Annotated in this window: 18 protein-coding genes and 1 pseudogene; 6 read left to right on the top strand and 13 right to left on the bottom strand. The window is 64.1% G+C overall.

All coding sequences use genetic code 11. From position 1 onward, the window contains the following. Window positions 1-235 (bottom strand): hypothetical protein (locus HDG34_RS26495; RefSeq protein WP_184063547.1); only part of this gene is annotated, 235 nt, incomplete at its 3' end. Window positions 236-1,712: 1,477 nt separating this feature from the next. Here HDG34_RS26495 and HDG34_RS26490 point away from each other — a divergent pair. The 3 genes from HDG34_RS26490 (at window position 1,713) to HDG34_RS26480 (ending at window position 5,684) form a co-directional block, all read left to right on the top strand. After that, complete coding sequence (locus HDG34_RS26490; protein ID WP_184063544.1) at window positions 1,713-3,101, top strand: FAD-binding oxidoreductase; 1,389 nt, start codon at window positions 1,713-1,715, stop codon at window positions 3,099-3,101. A gap of 266 nt (window positions 3,102-3,367) precedes the next feature. Further along, window positions 3,368-3,958: a YSC84-related protein gene (locus HDG34_RS26485; RefSeq protein WP_184007138.1), complete on the top strand. Its 591-nt coding sequence runs from the start codon at window positions 3,368-3,370 to the stop codon at window positions 3,956-3,958. Window positions 3,959-4,196: 238 nt separating this feature from the next. Next, a complete protein-coding gene (locus HDG34_RS26480) occupies window positions 4,197-5,684 on the top strand; it encodes a SulP family inorganic anion transporter (RefSeq protein ID WP_184063542.1) in 1,488 nt (495 codons plus the stop codon). A 68-nt stretch (window positions 5,685-5,752) separates the two neighbouring features. Here the strand turns inward: HDG34_RS26480 and HDG34_RS26475 are convergent, their stop codons facing one another. Both HDG34_RS26475 and HDG34_RS26470 read right to left on the bottom strand, forming a co-directional pair. Next, window positions 5,753-7,312 carry a methyl-accepting chemotaxis protein gene (locus tag HDG34_RS26475; protein WP_184063539.1) on the bottom strand — a complete coding sequence of 520 codons (1,560 nt, stop codon included), beginning with the start codon at window positions 7,310-7,312 and terminating at the stop codon, window positions 5,753-5,755. A gap of 110 nt (window positions 7,313-7,422) precedes the next feature. Next, on the bottom strand, window positions 7,423-7,977 hold the full coding sequence (locus HDG34_RS26470; protein WP_184063536.1) for a YbaK/EbsC family protein: 555 nt from the start codon (window positions 7,975-7,977) through the stop codon (window positions 7,423-7,425). Window positions 7,978-8,169: 192 nt separating this feature from the next. Between HDG34_RS26470 and HDG34_RS26465 the strand changes: the two genes are divergently transcribed. Both HDG34_RS26465 and HDG34_RS26460 read left to right on the top strand, forming a co-directional pair. Then, window positions 8,170-9,438 (top strand): YihY/virulence factor BrkB family protein, encoded by a 1,269-nt coding sequence (locus HDG34_RS26465; RefSeq protein ID WP_090807133.1) that lies wholly within the window; start codon window positions 8,170-8,172, stop codon window positions 9,436-9,438. 432 nt (window positions 9,439-9,870) lie between these two features. Continuing rightward, window positions 9,871-11,055: a porin gene (locus tag HDG34_RS26460; protein WP_184063533.1), complete on the top strand. Its 1,185-nt coding sequence runs from the start codon at window positions 9,871-9,873 to the stop codon at window positions 11,053-11,055. Between the two features lie 154 nt (window positions 11,056-11,209). Here HDG34_RS26460 and HDG34_RS26455 read toward each other — a convergent pair whose 3' ends face one another. The 6 genes from HDG34_RS26455 to HDG34_RS26430 form a co-directional block, all read right to left on the bottom strand. After that, complete coding sequence (locus HDG34_RS26455; protein ID WP_184063530.1) at window positions 11,210-12,082, bottom strand: proteasome-type protease; 873 nt, start codon at window positions 12,080-12,082, stop codon at window positions 11,210-11,212. Between the two features lie 169 nt (window positions 12,083-12,251). Continuing rightward, complete coding sequence (locus HDG34_RS26450) at window positions 12,252-13,052, bottom strand: transglutaminase family protein (protein WP_184063527.1); 801 nt, start codon at window positions 13,050-13,052, stop codon at window positions 12,252-12,254. A 12-nt stretch (window positions 13,053-13,064) separates the two neighbouring features. After that, window positions 13,065-14,015: an alpha-E domain-containing protein gene (locus HDG34_RS26445; RefSeq protein WP_090807140.1), complete on the bottom strand. Its 951-nt coding sequence runs from the start codon at window positions 14,013-14,015 to the stop codon at window positions 13,065-13,067. 170 nt (window positions 14,016-14,185) lie between these two features. Continuing rightward, complete coding sequence (locus HDG34_RS26440; protein WP_184063524.1) at window positions 14,186-15,595, bottom strand: circularly permuted type 2 ATP-grasp protein; 1,410 nt, start codon at window positions 15,593-15,595, stop codon at window positions 14,186-14,188. A 413-nt stretch (window positions 15,596-16,008) separates the two neighbouring features. After that, window positions 16,009-16,461 carry an HU family DNA-binding protein gene (locus HDG34_RS26435; protein WP_090807144.1) on the bottom strand — a complete coding sequence of 151 codons (453 nt, stop codon included), beginning with the start codon at window positions 16,459-16,461 and terminating at the stop codon, window positions 16,009-16,011. A gap of 375 nt (window positions 16,462-16,836) precedes the next feature. Beyond that, a complete protein-coding gene (locus tag HDG34_RS26430; RefSeq protein WP_090807146.1) occupies window positions 16,837-18,324 on the bottom strand; it encodes a PLP-dependent aminotransferase family protein in 1,488 nt (495 codons plus the stop codon). Window positions 18,325-18,408: 84 nt separating this feature from the next. On the opposite strand from HDG34_RS26430, the pseudogene HDG34_RS26425 reads away from it, so the two are divergent. Further along, a pseudogene (locus HDG34_RS26425) lies at window positions 18,409-18,596 on the top strand (carboxymuconolactone decarboxylase family protein); the annotation flags it as partial. 24 nt (window positions 18,597-18,620) lie between these two features. On the opposite strand, the gene HDG34_RS26420 reads toward HDG34_RS26425, so the two are convergent. The 4 genes from HDG34_RS26420 to HDG34_RS26405 form a co-directional block, all read right to left on the bottom strand. Further along, window positions 18,621-18,920 (bottom strand): hypothetical protein, encoded by a 300-nt coding sequence (locus HDG34_RS26420; protein WP_184063521.1) that lies wholly within the window; start codon window positions 18,918-18,920, stop codon window positions 18,621-18,623. A gap of 88 nt (window positions 18,921-19,008) precedes the next feature. Further along, entirely contained in the window at window positions 19,009-19,944 is a 936-nt protein-coding gene (panE, locus tag HDG34_RS26415) for a 2-dehydropantoate 2-reductase (RefSeq protein WP_184063518.1), read from the bottom strand. A 299-nt stretch (window positions 19,945-20,243) separates the two neighbouring features. Beyond that, complete coding sequence (locus HDG34_RS26410) at window positions 20,244-21,665, bottom strand: efflux transporter outer membrane subunit (protein ID WP_184063515.1); 1,422 nt, start codon at window positions 21,663-21,665, stop codon at window positions 20,244-20,246. 9 nt (window positions 21,666-21,674) lie between these two features. Next, window positions 21,675-23,246 (bottom strand): DHA2 family efflux MFS transporter permease subunit, encoded by a 1,572-nt coding sequence (locus HDG34_RS26405; protein ID WP_090810214.1) that lies wholly within the window; start codon window positions 23,244-23,246, stop codon window positions 21,675-21,677. Window positions 23,247-23,252 lie beyond the last annotated feature (6 nt).

Raw genomic sequence — 23,252 nt, 5'->3', positions numbered from 1 at the left:
CCATGACCATGGCCGCCATCGCCGTCACCATCACCGCCGTGGCCATGACCATGGCCGCCATCGCCGTCACCATCACCGCCGTGGCCATGACCATGGCCGCCATCGCCGTCACCATCACCGCCGTGGCCATGACCATGACCATGACCATGCCCATGACCATGACCACCATCCCCACCACCGTCCCCGCCGTTATCACCGCCTCCGTTACCGCCGCCATCGCCGCCCGTGCCGCCATTCCCCGAGCCATTCCCGCCACCACCGCTACCCGCGCCGCCGTTACCGTTGTCGCCGGCACCGCCATTGCCGTTGTTGCCGCCGGTATTTCCCGAGCCCACCCCGCCCGGGCCGGAATTAGCCGAGCTATTCCCGCCACCGCTTCCCGCGCCCGTGCCTGTCGAGGACGTCCCGTTGCCCGCCGGCGAGCCGGTGGGCGATGTCGGGCCGAGCCCCGCCGCCGCGACGCCGAAGGCGCCCGCCCCGAGCTGCCCGAATCCCTGCGACGTGCAGCCCGGCCCGCCGCCCGACGGACATCCGCCGTGCACGCTAGCCTCGGCGAGCACCATCACTGCGGGATTCGTTGCCGGCGCGGCGGTGCTCCCCGAATTCGTCTGCGCACCCGCCATCGCCGCATAAAGACTGACCGCGACCGCCAAAGCCGCCCGTCGCGTTCCCAATATCCACGCGTCCCCGCTTTGCTTCTTCATTTCACTCTCCGAATTATTTCACCAAAAAGACCGGTCCAATTAACGAGTGAATCTCCGCTCGTCAACAAAACGAAAAGTCAAAGCCTTTGCGCAGCTTCGCTTTATGCGAATTAAAAATGCATTCGCACTAAACACTTCTCTCACGGAAAATCCCCGGTCCGATTTGGCGTGCTTCGAGAGAATCGGCTGGCTGTGCGCGCACGTGATCGTGAGAGCAGCACAGCGAGGCTTGATGGACGTTGAAGTTATTCGCAGCGCAATCGCTCGACCGTGCGCTAGACCACGCAATGCGATATTGCCGATACGGCCCGTCAGGCGGCGTTAAACGACGATCCGCCCGCCAAATCCGCTACTCCACATTCTTCAGACAGGAAGTTAAAAAATCTCGCGCTCAATGCAATCTGATCAGAAAAACGAAAATTAGCCTTTGGTTTTATCGGACAAATACTGTCCATTTACACATCATTGGTTTTATTCATGTGGCCATTCGCACATAAAAATAGAAATAGAAAAACCCAATGAGAGCAACCCAATAGACAACGCAATGAAAATCACCGAAACGCGCGTGCGAAACATTACGCGTCGTCGGGCAATGCGCGTGCGTCGCGAAAATCGCTGTCGCCATGTGCGCTACCTCGCACAGTCGTCGAACGTGTGCCTCGGTCGCACGCGATCACGAGCCACGCCCATATGCAAAGTGTCGTGGCACAACCACCAGCGCGTCGGATAACCAACACATCAGCGCGCACGCTTTTCCCGGAGCATTCCCACCATCTTCGGCAGTACCGCCGCGTATCGTCGTTGCCCTGCCCGCAAAAGCCTGTCCCCGCGAGCCACCGCGCGGAATCGCCCACGAACGCGGGTAAACCTTTGTTTGACTTCGACGCGGCGCCCCGTTTACTGCACGCAGCCGAACCTCTCAATCCGCTTTCATTCACCGCCCGCATTTTTGGTTGGTCTGCGGAGCAGCGTTCTGCGAGCGCCTCCCCCTCTTCGACGAGGTACAACATGGTTACTATCTCCAGCAGCGCGGTCGACGAATTCAAATCCGGACTTCGCGGTCAGCTTCTGCTGCCCGACACGCCGGGCTTCGACACGGCGCGCAGCATCTGGAACGCAATGATCGACCGTTCTCCCGCGATGATCCTGCGCTGCGCGGGTGTTGCCGACGTGCGCCGCGGCGTCGCCTTCGCGCGTGACAACGGCCTGCCGCTCGCGATTCGCGGCGGCGGCCACAACATCGGCGGTAGCGCTGTGTGCGACGACGGCCTCGTGCTCGATCTGTCCACGATGAAATCGGTGCGCATCGACCCGCAAGCGCGGCGCGCCTATGTCGAACCGGGCGCGACGCTGCACGATCTCGATCACGAAGCGCAGGCATTCGGACTCGCGACGCCGCTCGGCATCAACTCGACGACCGGCGTCGCGGGTCTGACGCTCGGCGGCGGCTTCGGCTGGTTGAGCCGCCGCTACGGCATGACGGTCGACAACCTCGTCGCGGCCGACATCGTCACCGCGGACGGTGAATTGCGCCGCCTGAGCGCCACTTCGCACGACGATCTGTTCTGGGCGATTCGCGGCGGCGGCGGCAATTTCGGCGTCGTTACGCTATTCGAGTTCGCGCTGCATGAGGTCGGCCCGCTCGTGTACGGCGGCCTCGTCGTGTTGCCGCTCGCCGACGCGAAGGAAGCGCTGATCAAATACCGCGATGCCGTGCCCGCGATGCCCGACGAGTTGGCCGTCTGGGCCGTCGCGCGGCTCGCGCCACCGCTGCCGTTCCTGCCGCCCGACGTGCACGGCCAACCCGTGCTGGTGTTCGCGATGTGCTACAACGGGCCGGTCGAAAAAGGCCCAGCCGCGGTGGAAGCCGTGCGCGGCTTCGGCAAGCCGCTCGGCGAACATCTCGGTCCGATGCCTTATGAAGTTTGGCAACAGGCCTTCGATCCGCTGCTCACGCCGGGCGCGCGCAACTACTGGAAGTCGCACAACCTCGCCACCATCGACGATGGACTGATCGACGCGCTGATCCGCGCGATCGACACACTGCCGTCCGCGCAATGCGAAATTTTCTTCGGCTTGATCGGCGCGCAAACGCAGCGCGTGGCGGTCGACGCGACCGCTTACCCAAGTCGCGAGACGCAATACGCGATGAACGTGCACGGCCGCTGGGACGATGCGCGCGACGACGAGCGCTGTGTCAAATGGGCGCGCGACTTTTTCGACGCGGCGCGCCCCTTTGCGCTAGGCAGCGTGTACGTCAACTTCATGACTCAGGAGGAAGGCGGCCGTATCGCGGATGCCTATGGGCCCAACTATGAGCGGCTCGTCGCCGTGAAGGACCGCTACGATCCGCGCAACCTGTTCCGTCATAACCAGAACATTCGCCCAACGGCGTAGCGACGACGCGTGACGGAAAGCGGCGCAAAAACCCGAACTGCAATGGCCGCGCCGCTCTCGCGCAAGGCGGCGCGGCCATTGGGCACGCCACCTGCTATTTGAGCGGTGGGCGTCCGCGATGCGAACGTCGCGGCACGCCGCCGCCTGGCTGCGATGACCGCGCGCACGGAACCTCCAGCGTGCATATGAGAACAAAGCAAAGCAGGCGACTCGCCGCACTCTTCCAAAACGTACAACACGCGTGAGAAACGCAAAGGAAAACCGTCATGCGCAGACGACAATTCATCATGACCGGCAGCGCTGCATTGGCCGTCGCAGGCCTGAGCCTCACCGGTTGCACGACGACTTCGCCGTCCTCGAACGCATCGCCGTCTGCCAACGCCGGCAAGCGCGACACGATCAACGCCGGCGTCGACTCGACGCTCGCGCGTCTCTACGAAAACGTCGACGGGGCGCGTGAGCTCGTTGCGAAAGCGCGCGGCGTGCTGGTGTTTCCATCGGTGATCTCGGCCGGCTTCTGGGTCGGCGGACAGTATGGTGAAGGGGCGATGCGCATCGGCGGCCGCACGGTCGGCTACTACAGCACGGTCGCGGGCTCGTTCGGGTTGCAGATCGGCGCGCAGTCGAAGGCGCTCGTGTTTCTGTTCATGACGCAGGAAGCGCTCGACGAATTCATGCACAGCCAGGGCTGGGCAGTCGGCGCGAACGCGACCGTCGCCGTGCTGAAAGTCGGCGCGAACGGCGCGGTCGATTCGTCGACCGCGACGAGCCCGGTGCAGGCTTTCGTGCTAACCAACGGCGGCTTGATGGCCGGCGTGTCGCTCGAGGGCACGAAGGTGTCGCGGCTGATTATCTGAGTATCCGAGCGGAGCTTTCCCTCTTCCGGATTTGTGGCGCGAGCGCACCGCGCGTTCGGGCCATAGCGTTCCCGCCCGCTTCGCCAGCGCCGTTCATCGCGCTACGGTAGAATTCGCCCCTTTCGTCAACCGTCCGCGCCCAGCGGACGCAATCCTTCGCGCAGCCGCGCGTTGCCACGCCAGTCCAGCGCAGCCCATACAAGCCTCAGCATTGCGCTCGCGCGCCACCTCGTAGAACATGAACACCGCTAGTCCCGCTTCCGGTCGGCCCGCCTGGCTGTCCGGCATTCGCAGCAACGTGCTCGCAGGCTTGACCTCGTCGTTCGCGCTGGTGCCCGAATGCATCGCCTTTGCGCTCGTCGCCCATCTGAATCCGTTGATGGGTCTGTACGGCGCATTCTTTATCTGCACCGTCACCGCGCTATTTGGCGGACGTCCCGGCATGATTTCGGGCGCGGCGGGCTCGATGGCCGTCGTGATCGTCGCGCTCGTCGTCGAGCACGGCGCGCAGTATCTGCTTGCGACCGTGATCCTGAGCGGCCTCCTGATGATCCTGTTCGGCATATTGCGGCTCGGCAAACTAATCCGCATGGTCCCGCATCCGGTCATGCTCGGCTTCGTCAACGGACTCGCGATCGTCATCGCGACCGCGCAGCTCGCTCACTTCAAAACGCTCACGCCGCACGGCGAAGCCTGGCTGCACGGCAGCGCGCTCGCGACGATGTGCGCGCTCGTCGCGCTGACGATGGCGATCGTCTATCTGCTGCCGCGACTTACGCGAGCCGTGCCACCGGCGCTCGTGGCCATTCTCGGCATCGGCCTTTTCACGCAGCTGCTGCATCTGCCGACGCGCACGCTCGGCGACATGGCGCATGTCGCCGGCAATCTGCCGACGCTGCATCTGCCCGACGTGCCGCTCGATCTCGAGACGCTTCGCATCATCCTGCCGTACGCCGTGCTGATCGCGATCGTCGGTCTGCTCGAAACGCTGCTGACGTTCAACCTGACCGACGAAATCACCGAAACGCGCGGTCAGCCGAATCGCGAATGCGTCGCGCTCGGCGCGGCGAACCTCGCATCGGGGCTGTTCGGCGGCATGGGCGGTTGCGCGATGATCGGCCAGACCATGATCAACCTGAATTCGGGGGGACGCTCGCGGCTGTCGGGAATCGTCAGCGGCGTGATGATCCTGCTGTACATCCTGTTCCTGTCGCCGCTGATCGAGCGAATTCCGCTCGCGGCGCTGGTGGGCGTGATGTTCGTGGTCGCGCAGCAAACCTTCGCGTGGGGATCGCTGCGCGTGCTCGGCAAGGTGCCGCGCAACGACGCGCTCGTGATCGTCGCGGTCACGGTCATCACGGTGTTTGCCGATCTCGCGATCGCGGTGATGTGCGGCATCGTGATCGCCGCGCTCAACTTCGCGTGGCAGCACGCGCGCGAAATTTACACGCATGCCGAGGATCGAGCGGGCCATAAAACGTATGTGCCGCGCGGCACGCTGTTTTTCGCGTCGACGACGCGCTTTCACGAGCTGTTCGATCCGGCGCGCGACCCGGCGAGCGTGACCGTCGATTGCAGTCACCTGCTGCTCGCCGATCATTCGGCGCTCGCCGCGTTGCAGGGTCTGGCCGAGCGCTATCGCAAGGCGGGCAAGCAATTGCGCATGAAGAATCTGTCGGAGCGCAACCGCCAATTGTTGAGCCGCGCGGGGATCGGCTTGGCGTGAGACACGCACCGTGTTGCGAGCCCGCATGCGGTGAATTCTCGCGCGCGTCGACAACGCGGCCTGGTGCCTTAGCGCTGCTCGGGCAACCGGAACACCGCGATCGCCGCCGACAACTGCCCGGTCTGCGTCTTCAGCACATCGGCCGCCGCGCTCGCCTCCTCGACGAGCGCCGCATTCTGCTGCGTCGTCTGATCCATGCTCGCGACCGCGATGTTGACCTGCTCGATGCCCGAGGTCTGCTCGGCCGACGCCGCGCTGATCTCGCCCATGATGTCGTTGACACGACGTACCGCCTGCACGACTTCCTGCATCGTGTCACCCGCGCGTCCGACGTGCTCCGAACCGCCCGCGATCTGCGCGGCCGATTCCTCGATCAGCGCCTTGATCTCCTTCGCGGCCGCCGCGCTGCGTTGCGCGAGCGTGCGCACTTCGCCCGCGACCACCGCGAAACCGCGGCCCTCCTCGCCCGCGCGCGCCGCCTCGACGGCCGCGTTCAACGCGAGAATATTGGTTTGGAACGCAATCCCTTCGATCACGCCGATGATGTCGCCGATCCGGTGCGACGATTGTGAAATCCCGCGCATCGTGTCGATCACCTGACCGACCACCGCGCCGCCGCGCGCCGCGGTCTCCGACGCGTTGTGCGAGAGCTGGCTCGCCTGCTTCGCGTTGTCGGCGTTCTGACGCACGGTCGCGGTGATCTGCTCCATGCTCGACGCGGTCTCGCCGAGCGCGGCCGCCTGCTGCTCGGTGCGGCGCGACAGGTCCGAATTACCCGCGGCGATCTCGTTCGACACCGACGAAATCAGCGTCGCGCCGGCGCGAATCTGCTCGATCGCCTGCGCGAGACGCTGCTGCATCCGTTTCATCGCGGCGAGCAGGCTCGTGCTGTCGCCGGCCTTCGCGTCGACGACCACGTCGAGGTCGCCGTCCGCGATACGCGACGCGATCTGCAGCGCGTACGCCGGTTCGCCGCCAAGCTGCCGCAGAATGCTGCGCAGAATCACGCCGATCACCAGTGACACGAGCGCGCAAAGCACCACCGCCGCGATCACGTATTGCACGAGGGTGCGGTAGAACACGCCGTCGATGTCGTCCGTGAAGACGCCGGTGACGATGGTCCAGTCCCACGGCTTGTAAAGCCGCATGTAGTTGATCTTCGGCGCAAGCCTGTCGGTGCCGGGCTTCGGGAACTGCAGATGAACGAAGGCCTCGCCTTCGCGCTGCGTTTGCTCGGAACCTTCCTTGAACACGTGGCGGCCGTCCGGATCGGTGACGTTGGTCATGTCCTTGCCGACGAGATCGGCGCGCGTGGCATGCATCAGCACGTGCGCCTGGCTGTCTTCGAGCACGAGATAGCCGCCGGCACCGTCGTAGCGCATTGCGCGCAGGTCGTCCATCGCGGCGCGCTGCGCATCGGCGAGCGGCATCGTGCCGGCCGCGACGAGCGCGTTGTAGCGATCGAGCACGCTGTACGCGATGCTGACCACGTTTTTCAGCTCGCCCTCGCGATCGGCGATCATCGTGTCTCGTGTCTTGAACGCCCCCCACAGGCCGATCGCCAGAATGCCCATGCACATCACCGCGAGCGCGAGCCACAGCCGCACTTTCAGGCGAAACCGTTCCATCTTCCGTATCCCTTGTCGTGGTCGGCGGCTGTCCGCGCGAACGGACGCCGCAAACGTTTCATGTCGTTGTCGGGATTAACGGCGCGACGGAGGAAAACTTCAGTGCGGCTTCAAGGTTGCGGGTTTCCGTCCGCAGGCAGCGTCAGCGCCGCCACCTCGCAGCGCGGCCATTGCCGCAGCATGTCGGGCGACGTCAGCAGCTTGGCCGCGCGCACGCCGGCGCCCATCACGATCTGCGCACGCTCCATCACGGCGGCGTCGACGAGGACGCGCCAGTCGGCCGGCAGACCGAACGCGGTAATCGCGCCGAACTCCATCTGGCTATGCTCGACCGCCGCCTCGCGCTTCGCGAATGACAGCCGCTGTGCGCCGAGCGCGGCCTTCACCGCGCCGTTGATGTCGAGCCGCCGCGAGCCGAGCGACACGAGCGCCGCATAGTGCTCGCCACCCTCTTTCCTGTAGCGGATCACGATCGTGTTCGCGCAGTCTTCGAGACCGAAGCCGTAGCGAGCGCTGAATGCGGCGGTGTCGGAGGCGTCGTCGGTGACGGCGAACACCGTGATCCCGCGCGCCGGCAATTGTTCGATGACGTGCGCGGGCAGATGCGCGCTCCACTGGTCGCGCTCGATGACGTCCAGTTGCTGTACGAGTTCGTGCGAATGCATGATGAGCGGAAAGGTGACATTAACCCGCTGCATTCTAGCGGTACGCGCGGGCGGCCGCGAAACGGGCCGCAAAACAGGCCATGAACGCAGGCCATGCAGCGCGCCGCTTAACTTGTATAGTGACGGGCACGAGGTTTGCGAAAGGCAATGAAGCAAACACCCTGAAGGCGCCCTCACGATTCAGACACGATCATGGACATCGACACGCTCTCTCGCGAGAACCTCCAGCAGGCCGCGCGTCATCAGGCCAATTGGGCGATGGGTGCACTGCGGCAGTTCGCGGAGAACCGCTGTCCTGCGTTGGCGGCGAGCATCGCGTTCTATGCGGCGTTTTCGCTCGCGCCGACGCTCGTGATGGTGCTCGCGGTGGCCGGCTGGTTCTTCGGCCCGGCGGCCGCGCGCGGCGAGCTGTTCGGCCACATCAACGGGCTGATCGGCGACCAGGCCGCGGCCGGCGTGCAGACGATCGTCGAGAACGCGCATCACGCGGGCGCCAAAGGCGGCATCGCGACGATCATCTCGTTCTCGCTGCTGGCGATCGGCGCGTCGGCGACGTTCTCGTCGCTGAACAGCGCGCTCAATATAGTGTGGCCGTACAGCGGGCCGCGCACTTCCAGCTGGCTCGCGCTGGTGCGGGTGCGACTGATTTCGTTCGGGCTCGTGCTCGGCGTCGCGTTCCTGCTGATCGTGTCGCTGGTGCTCGATACGGTGATCGTCTTTATCGGCAACTGGCTGTGGGGCGACTCGCCGTATGTCGTAATCGGCAATCTGCTGCAGCTCGGCGTCGGGCTGTTCGTGCTGATCTTCGCGTTCGCCGGACTGCTCAAGTTTCTGCCCGACGCTCGCGTGCTGTGGCGCGATGCGGTGGTGGGCGGCATCGTCGCGGCCGTGTTGTTCACGGCTGGCAAGAAGCTGTTCGCGCTGTATCTCGCGCATGCGGGAATGGCCAGCGCGTTCGGCGCGGCCGGCTCGCTCGCGGTGCTGCTGATGTGGCTGTACTTCTCGGCGCTGGTGCTGCTGCTCGGCGCGGAGTTCTCGGCGGCGCGCGGCCGGCTGCACGATCCGCGTGGTGGCTGGGGCATGCAGGGCGAGTCGCCGCCGGGCAGCCGCGCGAAGCTCGCGTCGGTACTGGCGGCATCGACCGTCGCGGCAAATGCCGCGCCGTCTGCTCCCGCTGCTGTGGGTGTTGCCAGCCAAACGGCTACGCCGCTGCCCGCGGGAATCAACGCGGCGGCGCAAAGGCGCTCCGCGCATGAAACCGCAGTGGACGTTACGCGCAAGGTGCTCGACGCCGAAGCGCAAGCCACCCGTTTCGCGGCGTCCGCCCTCGTCGAAGCGCGCCGCCAGGCGACTGCCGCCGACCGCTACGTGCGACGCAACCCGTGGACCTCGGTGCTGCTCGCGGCCGCCGCGGGGCTCACGGCCGCGGCCATGGCGCGCCGTGGCGCCGACCGGCGCTGAAGCGGGCGCTTCTCACCACGCTACCGTCCATACCCTTATAGATGCACGTGTTGCGCCGTCAATCCAGTCGATTGCGCCTGGACACACAACGCGCCCCGTCTGTCCAGCCTGTCTAGTCCTTTCGTCAGCCGTCTCTTTTATGATTTCACTACAAAGGCGAGTGGACGTGTAGACGACTAGATTACATTTAGCATGCAAATCGATGCTGATAGTGCGTTCGTTCACCCAGTCACTATCAACAAATCAACAATAATGCACATCAGACCAATAAATGTTGCGCAAATGGAAACAATCGCTGAGAGCTTTAAATACAAGGGTTTGCATCGATTGTCAGTTTTTGGCGACACTCTTTTTTTTCCGTTTCTACCCCGCCGAGCCGCTGAGCTATTCTGCTTTCCGCAACAACGAACAATCATCTGCGTGGAGAAATGGATGAAACGAATCGCACTGTCTACCCTCTCACTGGCGCTCCTCGGCGTCGCCGGTATCGCTCACGCGCAAAGCAGCGTGACCCTGTATGGCGTGCTGGATGAATCGGTCCAGTACGTGAACAACGCTACGCCCAACGGCGGTAGCCTCGTACAAATGTTTGGCGGCAACCTGCAAGGTAACCGTTTCGGCCTGAAGGGCACGGAAGACCTCGGCGGCGGCCTGAAGGCAATTTTCCAGTTGGAAAACGGCTTTGACATCAACAACGGCAAGCTCGGTCAAGGCGGCCTGATGTTCGGTCGTCAGGCTTACGTCGGTTTGACGGGCGACTCTTGGGGCACCTTCACAGCTGGTCGTCAATACGACCCGCTGGTCGACATGATCCAGCCGCTGACGGGCGACAACTACTTCGGCAGCACGTTCGCTACGCCGGGTGACGTCGACAACAACGACAACAGCTTCCGCGTGAACAACTCGCTGAAGTATGTGTCGCCGGTGTGGTCGGGCTTCCAGGTCGAAGGCATGTACGCTCTGGGCGGCGTCGCAGGCGCGACGGGTTCGGGTCAAACGTGGGGCGGCGCAGCAACGTACGCAACGGGTCCGTTCAGCGTCGCGGGTGGCTACCTGAGGACTGACAACGCAAGCACCAACCTTCCTGTCCGCACGGGCTGGAACAGCACGACGGTCCCCGGCGCTACGTTCGACACGAACTTCCCGAACAACGCAGGCATCAACCAGGCTTACACCACGGCGAAGTCGATCAGTATCGCTTCGGCAGCTGCTCAGTACGTGACGGGCCCGTTGACGGCTAACCTGTCGTACAGCAACGCGCGCTACAAGCCGGACGCACAATCGGCGTTCACGTCGACGCAGATCTTCAACGTCGGCCGCGTGTACGTCGGCTACCAGATCACGCCGGCAGCCCTGCTGGGTATCGGCTACGCGTACACCCGCGGTACGGGCGACGCGGTGGCAACGTACAACCAGGTTTCGCTGGGCGGCGACTACTCGCTGTCGAAGCGCACCGACCTGTACACGGTCGCCGCATGGCAGCATGCAAGCGGCCAACAGCGTGATCCGGCTACGGGCGCACTCGTTTCGTCCACGGCTTCGATCGGTTCGTATGGCAACCAGTCGAGCACCAACAACCAGGTCATGGTCAGCGTTGGTATCCGTCACAAGTTCTAATCGGACTTCGAATCGGACCTGCTACGCAGCCGACGGGCTGCGTAGCCAGAGACCAGAAACCAGCCAGAGGCGATGCCGATGGCTGGTTTTTTTTCGTCCTGAGGTTTTGGTGCGGGCCCAAGCGAGCCTGACGCGCGCTCCGAACCCAACGCAGCTAGCGCCGCTGCGCCTTGCCCTTGTCGGCCTGCGCGAGAATCTGCGCGGGCGACACATCGTGCTCATGCTCGACGCCATCGGCGCCGACCGGCGCGCGATATAGCACCAGCGCCCGCTCCGACTGCAGCGACGGCGCATCCAGCGACTGCTGCCAGTCCGGATCGGGAATCTCGGCGAACACCTGGCGCAGACGCTCGCCCCACGTGCGGTGAAGCATGTCGAAGTACGCGTTGTCGCGATCGATCGACACGAACCGCGTGACCCGCAGCGCATCCTTCTCGTACACGAGCAGATCGAGCGGCAAGCCCACTGACAGGTTCGAGCGCAGCGTCGAGTCCATCGAGATCAGCGCGGACTTCGCTGCCTCGTCGAGCGGTGTGGACGGCGTCAGCACCCGATCGATGATCGGCTTGCCATACTTCGCCTCGCCGATCTGGAAATACGGATTCACGGCCGACGCCTCGATGAAATTGCCCGCCGCGTAGATCATGAAAAGGCGCATCCGGTTGCCCGCGATCTGGCCGCCGAGAATGAAGCTGCAATTGAAGTCGACACCGAACTTCTGCATCGCCTCGGCCTCGCGCTCATGCACGCGACGCACCGCGCTGCCGACCACGCGCGCGGCGTCCGCCATGGTCGGCACGCTCCACAGCGTGGGCTCGCCGGCATCGGCGGGCTCGGACAGCTCGTGCAGCACCGCTTGCGTGATCGACAGATTGCCGGCGCCGAGCAGCACCAGCATGCGTTCGCCGGGTTGCTCGAACACCGACATCTTGCGCGCGGTACTGATGTGATCGACGCCCGCATTGGTACGCGTGTCGGACAAAAATACGAGGCCGTCGTTGACGGCCATCGCTACGCAGTAAGTCATAAGGAATCCGCGGAAGGCAAAGGAACGGAGCTATTGTAATGCGGCGCACAGGCGCCTTTTATCCGTGTTTACGGCCTTTTTTGCAGCCTTTTTGCAGCCTTTGGCAGCTGATTCCGAACACGTGGCAGGAATGTTAAATGCGGTCGCGCGCGTTGGCGTTGCAATGCGGCTACTGCGACATCTGCGCGCTGACCGCCACCGCCACGTGAAGCTCCTCTTCGAGTCCGCCGATGCGTCGGCCGCGCACCGGTGCCGCGGCCTCATAGTCACGGGCGACCGCGAGCCGGCAGTAGATCTCGCTGGCAAACCCGGCATGCGTGACGTCGATCGAAATCCACCCTTTGCCTTCGAGCCATACGTCGACCCACGCGTGACTCGCGCCATGCGGCACGTCGCCGGGTTCGATATATCCGCTCACATAGCGCGCCGGCACGCCGCGCGCGCGGCAGCACGCGAGCATCAGATGCGCATGGTCCTGGCACACGCCGTTGCCGAGCGCGAGCGCCTCGGCGGCCGTGCTCGTAACCTCGGTTACGCCGGGCCGGTACTGCACGCGCTGCACGATCTGCTCGGACAGCGCGAGCAGGCTTGCCGGGCTCGCCAGATTCGCCACCGACTCCGCCAGTTCGCGGATCGCGCCGTCGGCTTCGGTCAGACGCGTCGCGCAGGTGAAATGCTCGAGCGGAATCGGGCCGGGCGGATCACCCAGCACGCCGTCGACGAGCGGCATCGTGTCCACCTCGCCCGACACGCGCAGATGAATCTCGTCGTGCGGCTTGTTCATGACGAGCGTGTGCAGCACGTTGCCGTAGGCGTCGAGCGTCGCGTCGAGCTTGCCCGGCGCGTCGATGTTCCAGCGCCGCACGGTCTGTCCGGCGCCGCTCGCGGGCGTCAGGCGCAACTGCTGGATCGAATAGTGAACCGTCGCTTCGTAGCGGTAGGAGGTGTCGTGGCGGATCGTCAGGTACATGAGAAAACTCCGTCAGGCCACTGGCAGCATCAGATAAGTACGCGCGACCAGATTGCCCAGATCGAACACGCGAGCGAGGAACTGCGTCAGATAGGCGTGCAGACCGCTTTCGAAAATCTGCCGGATGTCGGCATACAACAGCTCGGCGCGCAGCTTGCCGGCGAAGCGCTCGCACTGGTTCGAGCCCGATGTGCGCAGCATCGCGAGATTGCTGCACACGCCGTCGAGCGAGGCGAGCAGCGAGCGCGGCATCTGCTGATTGAGGATCATCAGCTCGACGACGCGCGCGGGCGTCACGACGTCGCGATATACCCTGCGGTAGATCTCGAGCGCCGACACCGAACTCAGGATCGAGGTCCAGTAATAGAAGTCCTCGAGCTGGCGCGCCGCGTCGCGTGAATTCGGCTCGACGTTCGCGAAACGCACATCGAGAATCCGTGCGGTGTTGTCGGCGCGCTCCAGATACGTGCCTAGCTGCGTGAAGAAGAACGCGTCGTCCTGCAGCGCGGTGCCGATCGTCACGCCGCGCGACAGATGCGAGCGGAACTTGACCCACTCGAACAACGAGCCCGGATTGCTCGCGGCCTGCCCGCTCGCGAGCCGCTCGTTGAATTCGAGCCACGTGTCGTTGATGGTTTCCCACCACTCGGTCGTCAGCGTGCCGCGCACCGCGCGGGCGTTTTCACGCGCGGCCTGCAGGCACGAATGAATGCTCGACGAATTACTTGCGTCGGCGATCATGAAGTCGAGCATGTGCTCGCGCGTCGGTTCGTCGTAGCGCTGCGCGAAGGCGCTTTCGAGCTCGGAGATGCGCAGCACCGAGCGCTGCGCGCGAGCCTCCTGTTCGGCCGTCTGCGGCAGCAGTTGCGCCTTCAGGTTGATGTCGAGCATGCGGGCGGTGTTCTCCGCACGCTCCATATAGCGGGCCATCCAGAAGAGGTGATCGGCGGTTCGGCTAAGCATGACGACGTTCCATGTCTGTGATCTGAACGCGCGAGGCCTTCGTCAGCGACGAAGGTCCGCGCTGGTTATCCGTTGAGCGCCAGCGCGCATCAGGTTGCGAGTGTCACGCCCTGCTCTGCTCTGTTGCGAGCGAGGCGAGAAGCGAGGCGAAAAGCGCGGCGGCAACCGCGTCAGTCGACCATCCAGGTGTCCTTGGTCCCGCCTCCCTGCGATGAATTGACGACGAGCGAGCCCTCCTGCAACGCGACCCGCGTGAGGCCGCCCGCCACCATCGTGGTGGTCTTGCCCGACAGCACGAACGGCCGCAGGTCGATATGGCGCGGCGCGATGCCCGATTCGACGAAAGTCGGACACGCGGACAGCGCCAGCGTGGGCTGTGCGATATAACCGGCCGGACGCGCGATCAGCCGCTCGCGGAAGGCCTCGACTTCGGCCTTCGTCGAGGCGGGGCCGACCAGCATCCCGTAGCCGCCCGCGCCGTGCACTTCCTTGACCACCAGCTCCGGCAGATGCGCGAGCGTATAGGCGAGATCCTCGGGCTTACGGCACTGATAGGTCGGTACGTTGTTCAGAATCGGCTTTTCGCCAAGATAAAACGCGATCATGTCCGGCACGTACGGGTAGATCGATTTGTCGTCGGCGATGCCGGTGCCCATCGCGTTCGCGAGCGCGACGCGGCCGGCGCGATAGGCGGTGAGCAGACCCGGTACGCCGAGCGCGGAGTCGGGGCGAAACGCAAGCGGATCGAGAAAATCGTCGTCGACGCGCCGGTAGATCACGTCGACGCGCTTCGGTCCTTGCGTGGTGCGCATGAACACGTAGTTGTCGTCGACGAACAGATCCTTGCCTTCGACGAGCTCGACGCCCATCTGCTGCGCGAGGAACGTATGCTCGAAATACGCGGAGTTGTACATGCCCGGCGTCAGCACGACGACGACCGGATCGTCGACGCCCGCGGGCGCGACCGAGCGCAGCGTATCGAGCAGCAGGTCGGGATAATGCGCGACCGGCGCGATGCGGTTCTGCACGAACAGCTCGGGGAAGAGCCGCATCATCATCTTGCGGTTTTCGAGCATGTACGACACGCCCGACGGCACACGCAGATTGTCTTCGAGTACGTAGAATTCGCCTTCATCGCCGGCGCGCACCACGTCGACGCCCGCGATATGCGCGTAAACACCGAGCGGCACGTCGACGCCCTGCATCTCGGGACGATACTGTGCGTTGGTATAGACCTGGTCGGCCGGCACGATGCCCGCGCGCACGATGTTGCGATCGTGATAGACGTCGTGGATAAACAGATTGAGAGCCTGCACGCGCTGTCGCAAACCCGCTTCGAGCGTCTGCCATTCGCCGCGCGGGATGATGCGCGGAATCAGATCGAAGGGAATCAGCCGCTCGGTGCCTGACAGGTCACCGTTTACCGCGAACGTGATGCCGACGCGCCGGAACAGCAGGTCCGCTTCCGCGCGCTTGCGTGCGATCGCTTCATCGCCCTGACTGTCCAACCATCGCTCAAAGCGCGCGTAATGCGGCCGTACGCCATCGGCGTGATGGCGCATCTCGTCAAAGCATCGCATGTCAGCCCCAGTCTTGTTGTCAAATAGAAGGCGAATGCGCTGCGCATTCGGTATTCGACCTTCGATCAAGCAAGCGTTATGCCATTGAATGTGTCGGGATAGAGCGCGTTGACGTGCCCGCTAATGGCGCATCCGCAGGGCGTCGGATTGCCTTGATCGTACTGTCGTGGCACATGATGCGCCAGTCAGGTGCGTGTGCGCCATCAGGGAGCACACTATGAGAGGCGCGCTTGCCGTTTCGCCAATGGACTCGACGCGCACTACGAAGCGAGCGCATAAAAAAAGTCCCCGTGAATCTTCATCCACGGGGACTTCGATCACCTGCATGCAGGCGCTTTTTCACGCACTCAAACGTCAGGCATGGTTAAACACAACAGCGCCATGCCGACGCCTGAGTCGTGCGAGCAACGCGTTCAGGCTGCCGCTGCGTCCTTCAGCTTCTTCAGCGCGCGTGTCTTGATGCGCACGCTGGCCGGCTTGGCCGGGAACCAGCGCTCTTCACCCGTGAACGGGTCCTTGCCGAAGCGCTTCTTCTTCGCCGGCACAGCCTGCACGACGATCTTCAGCAGACCCGACAGCGTGAATTCGCCAGCGCCCTTCTTGTGCACCGTGCCGAGGATCGTGTCTTCGAGCGCGGCCAACACGGCCTTGGCGGTCTTCGGTTCCACTGCAGCGCGTTCAGCGATGTGAGCTGCCAACGAGGCCTTCGTGAAGGTGTCCTTGATCGGCGACGGTGCGCCAGACGCCTTCACGGCGACCTTCTTGGCTGCGACGGCTTTCTTCGCAGGAACTTTCTTTGCAGCAACCTTCTTGGTCGGTACCGGGGCAGCAGCCTTCTTGGCCACCTTTTTTGCGGAAGTCGGCATGTTTCTCCTACCTGTTGTGGTCAGTGAATTGCTCGAAGCGCACACCGTATGTGCACGCTTCAACGCCGGATTCTACAAGCGCTAAAGCGATTTGCGCGACTCTTTTATGTATTGCGACGAAGTTTTTTGCGCGGCGCCGACGGTGCAACACGTTTTAGTCCCTGTTTTAGCGGCTAAAACGCGCGTGGCGAGCGCTTTGACATTCAGGAGTAACGCTCGTTACAGTTCGTTTCGGCCGTGGTTTCGAGGCGGTTGCGTCGGGGCGAGCCGATGTTTTCGCCCCTTGAAACAGGGCATTTTCTTCGTTTGACGCGTCAAGCAACGCACCCCCAACGTTTCGACGATGCCTGCGCCTCGCTTGCGGCGAGCTCCGTTTCAGCGTGCGATGCGCTGCAGGATGTCGGCGAGCGTCGTCAGCGCCGTGTCGATATGTTCGGCCGCGATGCTGCCATAGCCGAAGATCAACCCAGGCTGTGGTGTCACGCGATGGTGAAATGGCGCGAGTCCATAGAGGCCGATCGACGCTTCACGCGCGGCGGCAACGAGCACCTCTTCGCCGAGCGACGCCAACGGCCCCTTGAGCCGCGCCGCCAGATGGATGCCGGCGGTCGGCACGATCGGCTCGAACCAGCGCGCGAGACCGCCTTGCAGATGCTCGAGCAGCATCGCGCGGCGGGCCGCGTAAGCCTTGTGCATGCGCCGCAGATGGCGCGCGAAGTCGCCATTGAGCATGAACGACGCGAGCGCCGTTTGCGTCAGCGTGCAGCCGTGACAATCGGCGATCTGCCGCGCCTTCAGCAGCGGGCCGTGCAACGACGCGGGCGGCACCAGGTAGCCGATGCGCAGCTCGGGGAAGATCGTCTTCGAAAACGTGCCGACGTAGGCGACGAGGCCGGCGCGATCGAGGCTCTTCAGCGGCTCCATCGGCCGGCCTTCGAAACGGTACTCGCAGTCGTAGTCGTCCTCGATGATGACCGCGCCGCGCTTTTGCGCCCATTCGAGCAGTTCGACGCGACGCTCGAGGCTCATCGGCATACCGAGCGGAAACTGATGCGAAGGCGTCACGTAGACGAGCCGTGCCTTGTCCGGCAGCTTGCCGACGATCAGGCCTTCGCGATCGACCGGTACCGGCACCACGCGCGCGCCGGTCACCTTGAAGCATGCATGAGCGGGCGGGTAGCCGGGGTCTTCGATGGCCGCGATTTCACCGGGCCGCAGCGTGATGCGCGCCATCAGATCGAGCGCGTGCTGCGCGCCCTGCGTGACGATCACGTCTTCCCAGTTGCTCGACACCGCACGGTTGAAAGCGAGGTAGCGCGAGATCGCGAGCCGCAGCTGCTGCTCCCCCGCGGCGTCGCGATAGGTGCCGGGGCTGCGCGCCTGGCCGCGTAGCGCATGATTCACGCAGCGGCGCCAGACGTCGAAGGGAAACAGCGTCTTGTCGGTCGCGCCGCCGATAAAGTCGAGCGGCGACGGCACCGACGGCCGCGGCAACGGCAGACTGTCGGGCATCTGCTCCCACAGCGGCTGCGCGCGCGCGGCGGCCTTCGCTTGCGCGGCGGCCCGCTCGCGCGAACGAGCAGCCGCGCGCGCGTGGGCGGAACGCTCGGCCGGCAACCGTTCGAGTCCGTCGGCGACGAAGGTGCCCGAACCGGCGCGGGCGCTCAGATAACCTTCTGACAGCAGCCGCTCGAATACGTCGAGCGTGGTCTTTCGCGACACACCGAGCTGCGTCGCGAGATCGCGCGTGGACGGCAGACGCGTGCCGCCGGCAAGGCGCCCTTCGAGAATGCCCGCGCGCAACTGCCGATAAATCTGTCCGGACAGATCGTGATGGCCTTCGACCGCGATGTGAATGTCCATTCGGGTGGTTACCTCAAATAGCGGCGAAATGGTTATTCGACCGACCAATGGCGAACGTAAGCTTACCGCCACGGACGCCCGACGCGCGAACGCGCGGCGCTCGAATGGACGGAGGCGGTGACGCTGGTCGCGCAAACGCGCGTGCGGATACGGTATGGGACGCGGTGAAGCCGCATTTCAGCGAGCAGGAAATCAGCGACCTGACGCTGCTGATTGTTGCGATCAACGGCTGGAACCGCATTGCGGTCTCGTTCAGGAAGATGCCGGAGTAAGCGGCGGCGCGTCTTCGCGGAGCTTCAGAAGATCACGGATACCGCCACCGCGAGCCAGATCGCGGTCACGCCCGCGAGAAACAGATGCCGCGCGATACGCACGCGTGAGTCGCTGTTCTCCGGCTCGACGGGACTCGTCGCCATCCATGGCACGAGGCCCAGGCAGGCGAAGCCGGCCAGCGCGAGCACAAAGACCACGACGTCGGCCTTGCGCCAGGCAGTCGGCTCATACATACCCCAGTAGCCGAGAAACACGATGCCGATCGAGAACACGGTCGCGGAAGCGGCGCTGAGCGCGGGCACCGATCCAGTTGGAACCGGCATGCTTGACCTCCGATCGTCAGGTTGCGGCGGCGCTCGCGTGCGTCGCGCCATCCGCCCGATCCGCGTTCGCGTCGGCCGCGGCGAGCCGTCAGGAAGTGCGGGTCTGGCGAGCTTCGTACGTCTTCAGATGACTATAGGCGATGCGCAGCAGCGACACGCCGTGTTCGCCCTTTTGCGCGTCGCCGCCGCGCGAGATCAGGTCGCCGAGGATATGATCCGCCTCGGTGTGCGAGCGGTTTTCGACGTCGCGCAGCATCGACGCGGTCAGCGGCGACGGCGTCAGCAGCACCTGGGTGGCGCGTACCTCGAAGTCCGCGGCCATCGTGAAGCCGTTGTGCTCGGCCGCCGCGCGGCATTCGCCGAGCAGATTCTCAATCACGCGCTTGCCGTCCGGCGCAGCCAGGATATCGCCGACCGAACCGCGCATCAAGCACGTACTCGCGGCCAATGTGGCGAGGAACACCCATTTTTCCCACATGCGCAGCAGGATGTTGTCGCTGATTGCGACGTCGAAGTTCGCGCCGGACATTGCATCGGCAAGCGCCTCGGTGCGCTCCGAGGTGCCGCCCACGAGTTCGCCGAACGTGATCGCGTGCATGTCGTTCAGATGCACGATGTGCTGCTCGGCATCGAGCGTCGCGGCGATCACGCACTGACCGCCGAGCACGCGCTCCTTGCCGAAGCTCGCGGTCAGCACGTCGATATGGCGCATGCCGTTGAGCATCGGTAGGATCAGCGTGTCTTCGCCGACGAACGGCGTGAACGAATCGATCGCGTCGTCGAGACTGTAGGCCTTGCAGCTCAGCAGCACGAGGTCGAACGGCTCGGCGGCGACACCGGCCAGTATCGTCTTCACGTCGGGCAACTGGAGATTGCCGCGCGGGCTGTTGATGACGAGGCCGTCGCTCCGTAGCTTTTCCGCGCGACCGGCGCGTACGAGGAAGGTCACGTCCTGCCCGGCCGCGGCCAGACGTCCGCCGAAATAACCGCCTACCGCGCCCGCTCCTACTACCAGAATTCGCATCTTGAGCCTCTTGAAAGATTTCGATTTGCCGATCATGCGCGTCGCTGGCGGACGCATCTTCATGGTGCCGCGTATTCGGTGCTTGTGCAGGAATGTAGCAAAGATTGGAGGATCGGTTCCGGGGAGCGTTGCCAGCAGGCGGGTGGTGTCGGCCAGATGGTGCGTGCGAGGCAACCCGACCCAGCCGAGCCGCCGCGCGAATTCCGGAAGACTCAATGCGGAAAGGGCGCACCAACTCGTGACGATTGCGAAACGCTTGATCGGACTTCAACCCTCCATACGCTTTCATGTCGCTGCCTTCACTGCGCCGCCACCGTTTCCCCCTGCTCCCACCCGCCCCCCAGCGACCGGTACAGCGCGATCGCCGAAAGCGCGTGCTCGCGACGGGCCTGGTTGAGCGACTCCGAGTCGCGCAGATATGCTTCCTGCGCGTCGAGCACATCGAGGAAGCTCGACGCACCGCCCTTATACAGCTCGGTCGACAAACGCAGCGCGTGATTCGACGCATCGAGCGCACCGGCCAGGCGCTGCACCTGCACCGCGCCGCTGACGAGATCGCTGCGATTGTCCTCGACTTCCTTCAGCGCCTGCAACATCGTCTGTTGCAAACCGAGCTGCGATTCGCGCATGCGGCTCTCGCTCGCGTCGATGTTCGCGGTGATGCGCCCGGCGTTGAAGATCGGGCTCGTCGCATTCAACGCAGCGCTGAACAGATTGTCGGTCAGCGTCGGCAAGCCAAGGTACGACGATGCGAGCAGCCCATTCGTCAGGTTGATCTTGAACTGCGGATAGCGCTGCGCCTTCGATACCCCCACTTCCGCCGCACGCTGTTCGACGAGCGCATAGGCGGTGCGCACGTCGGGTCGATGCAGCAACGCGTCGGACGGCAACACCTGCGGCGCGCTTTGCGCAGGCACCGGAATCTCGCGCGCGTTGGAAAGCAGCAGCGTATCGAGGCTTTCCGGCGTACGCCCCGAATACACGGCGATCAGACTCAGTTGATGCTGCACCGCCGATTGCATACGCGGAATCTGCGCCTGCAAGTCCTGCAACTGATTCTGCGCGCGGGCGACGTCGAGCTGCGTCGACAGGCCGTAATGCAGACGCTCCTGCGTGAGCTTCAGCGCGCGGCTGCGAATCTGCTCGTTGTCGTCGAGGATCTGCAATTGCGCCTGCGCCCAGCGTAGATCGATATACGCCGCCGCCGTGTTCGCGGCGAGCGCGAGCCGCAACTGGTTCAGCGCCGCAACGCTACCCGACACCTGCGCCTGCGAGGCGAGCACCGCGAGACGTTCGCCGCCGAACACGTCCGGCGTCCAGCTCGCGGCGAGGCCGAAGCCGGCCTGGCGCACATAGCCGAGCGGCGGCGGCGTGTTCTGCCGCTCGGTCGATGCGCCCGCGTTCGCATTCAGCTCCGGCAGCAGCGCCGCGCGATTCTGCGTCACCAGGTCCTGCGACTGCTTCACGCGTTCGGCCGCGGCCTGCACGTCGAGGTTGCCGGTCAACACCGATTCGATCAGCTGATGCATCACCGGGTCGCCGAATTGCGCCCACCAGGCATCGGTGTTCACGCTGTCTTGCGGCGCGTCGACGCTCCACGCGGCCGGCGCGAGCGTCTGCACCGTATGCGGCAAATCCGCGTGCGTCGCGGGTTGCACCGCGCAGGCCGCGAGCGTCAGGAACGCCGCGCTCGCCAGTAACTTCATCACGATTCGTTTCATGTTGGTCTCCTAATGGGCATCGGGCGGGGGCGCGCTGTTGCCGAACGGGCGCGAAAACAGCACGCTCAGCAAGCCGACCACGAAGCACAGCGCAACCGCCAAAAAGGCGTCCGAGAATGCGAGCACCAGCGCTTCGCGCATCAATGCCGCGTGCAATTCGGCGAGCCCCGCACTCGCGGCGTTCAAGACATCACCACCAACGGCCGACAGATACTCGGCCTGCTTCTGCAAGATCGATTCGACGACCGGACGGCCCGCATTCAGATGTTCGTCGAGCCGTTCGTAGTGCAGGTTCAGACGGTCGTTCAACATCGTGCTGCTGACCGCGATGCCGATCGCACCGCCGAGATTGCGCATCAGATTGAACAGCCCGCTCGCGGAGCGCAGCCGCGACGGCGGCAACGCACCCAGCGCCATCGTCACGATCGGCGGAATACAGAATTGCTGGCCAATTCCGCGCAACGCTTGCGGAATCAGCAACTGCTGCCAGCCCCATTGGTTCGTCAACGGCACGTACAGATAGCAGCCGATCCCAAACAGCGCGAGTCCGAACACCATCAGCATGCGCATATCGACGAAGCGCGCGAGCGTCGAGTAGGCGGCCAGCGCGAGCAGCTGAAAACAGCCAACGGACAGCAACGCGAGACCAATCTGCAACGAATCGAAGCCGCGCACGCGCGCAAGAAACACCGGCGTCAGAAACACGGTGCAGAAGATGCCGATCCCGGTAATGAACGACAGCAGACTGCCGATACCGAAATTGCGCAACGCCAGTGCGCGCAGATCGACGATTGGTTCCTTCGCGGTGAACGCATGCACGAGGAACAGAAACCCGCAGATGGCCGCGACCCACGCGCACAGCACGATCACGTCGTCGCCGAACCAGTTTTTGCGCGGTCCCTCTTCGAGCACGTATTCGAGGCAACCGAGAAAACCTGACATCAGCAAGATGCCGAAGTAGTCGCCCTTTTTCAGCAAGGACAGATCGACCTTGTCGATATGCACGTACTTCGGCACCAACAGCGTGACGGCGACGCCCGGTACCAGGTTCAGATAGAACAGCCAGTGCCACGACCATTGCGACGTGATCCAGCCGCCGATCACCGGGCCGATCGTCGGCGCAAGCGACGCAAGCGCGCCGATCGTCGTCGACGCGATCAAACGCTGCTTGCCGGGAAACAGTACGAACGCGGTCGTGAACACGGTCGGGATCATTGCGGCACCGAGCGCGCCTTGCAGACCGCGAAACAGGATCATCGAGTTGATGTCCCACGCGAGACCGCACAGCATGCTGGTGACCGTGAAGCCGAACGCGGAGAAGGTGAAGACCCAGCGCGTCGAGAACACGCGCGTGAGCCACCCCGACATCGGAATCACGATGATCTCCGCGATCAGATACGAGGTCTGCACCCAGGAGAGTTCATCCTGACTGGCGGACAGTCCGCCGCCGATATCGCGCAGCGACGATGCGACGATCTGGATATCGAGCGTCGCCATGAAAAAGCCGACGCACATCAGCGCGAATGCGAAGACCTTGGTGCGGGTCGGCTGGTCGGCGGGGTTGTCAAAAGCGTGAGTCATGATCGG

It is taken from the genome of Paraburkholderia sp. HC6.4b (assembly GCF_014200875.1).
GTDB classification, from domain to species: domain Bacteria; phylum Pseudomonadota; class Gammaproteobacteria; order Burkholderiales; family Burkholderiaceae; genus Paraburkholderia; species Paraburkholderia tuberum.
This window is presented reverse-complemented; position numbering and strand designations above follow the sequence as displayed.

Coding starts and splice junctions, on each gene's coding strand:
- HDG34_RS26490 (WP_184063544.1), top strand. CDS start 1,713: ATGGTTACTATCTCCAGCAGCGCGGTCGACGAATTCAAATCCGGACTT.
- HDG34_RS26485 (WP_184007138.1), top strand. CDS start 3,368: ATGCGCAGACGACAATTCATCATGACCGGCAGCGCTGCATTGGCCGTC.
- HDG34_RS26480 (WP_184063542.1), top strand. CDS start 4,197: ATGAACACCGCTAGTCCCGCTTCCGGTCGGCCCGCCTGGCTGTCCGGC.
- HDG34_RS26475 (WP_184063539.1), bottom strand. CDS start 7,312: ATGGAACGGTTTCGCCTGAAAGTGCGGCTGTGGCTCGCGCTCGCGGTG.
- HDG34_RS26470 (WP_184063536.1), bottom strand. CDS start 7,977: ATGCATTCGCACGAACTCGTACAGCAACTGGACGTCATCGAGCGCGAC.
- HDG34_RS26465 (WP_090807133.1), top strand. CDS start 8,170: ATGGACATCGACACGCTCTCTCGCGAGAACCTCCAGCAGGCCGCGCGT.
- HDG34_RS26460 (WP_184063533.1), top strand. CDS start 9,871: ATGAAACGAATCGCACTGTCTACCCTCTCACTGGCGCTCCTCGGCGTC.
- HDG34_RS26455 (WP_184063530.1), bottom strand. CDS start 12,082: ATGACTTACTGCGTAGCGATGGCCGTCAACGACGGCCTCGTATTTTTG.
- HDG34_RS26450 (WP_184063527.1), bottom strand. CDS start 13,052: ATGTACCTGACGATCCGCCACGACACCTCCTACCGCTACGAAGCGACG.
- HDG34_RS26445 (WP_090807140.1), bottom strand. CDS start 14,015: ATGCTTAGCCGAACCGCCGATCACCTCTTCTGGATGGCCCGCTATATG.
- HDG34_RS26440 (WP_184063524.1), bottom strand. CDS start 15,595: ATGCGATGCTTTGACGAGATGCGCCATCACGCCGATGGCGTACGGCCG.
- HDG34_RS26435 (WP_090807144.1), bottom strand. CDS start 16,461: ATGCCGACTTCCGCAAAAAAGGTGGCCAAGAAGGCTGCTGCCCCGGTA.
- HDG34_RS26430 (WP_090807146.1), bottom strand. CDS start 18,324: ATGGACATTCACATCGCGGTCGAAGGCCATCACGATCTGTCCGGACAG.
- HDG34_RS26420 (WP_184063521.1), bottom strand. CDS start 18,920: ATGCCGGTTCCAACTGGATCGGTGCCCGCGCTCAGCGCCGCTTCCGCG.
- panE (WP_184063518.1), bottom strand. CDS start 19,944: ATGCGAATTCTGGTAGTAGGAGCGGGCGCGGTAGGCGGTTATTTCGGC.
- HDG34_RS26410 (WP_184063515.1), bottom strand. CDS start 21,665: ATGAAACGAATCGTGATGAAGTTACTGGCGAGCGCGGCGTTCCTGACG.
- HDG34_RS26405 (WP_090810214.1), bottom strand. CDS start 23,246: ATGACTCACGCTTTTGACAACCCCGCCGACCAGCCGACCCGCACCAAG.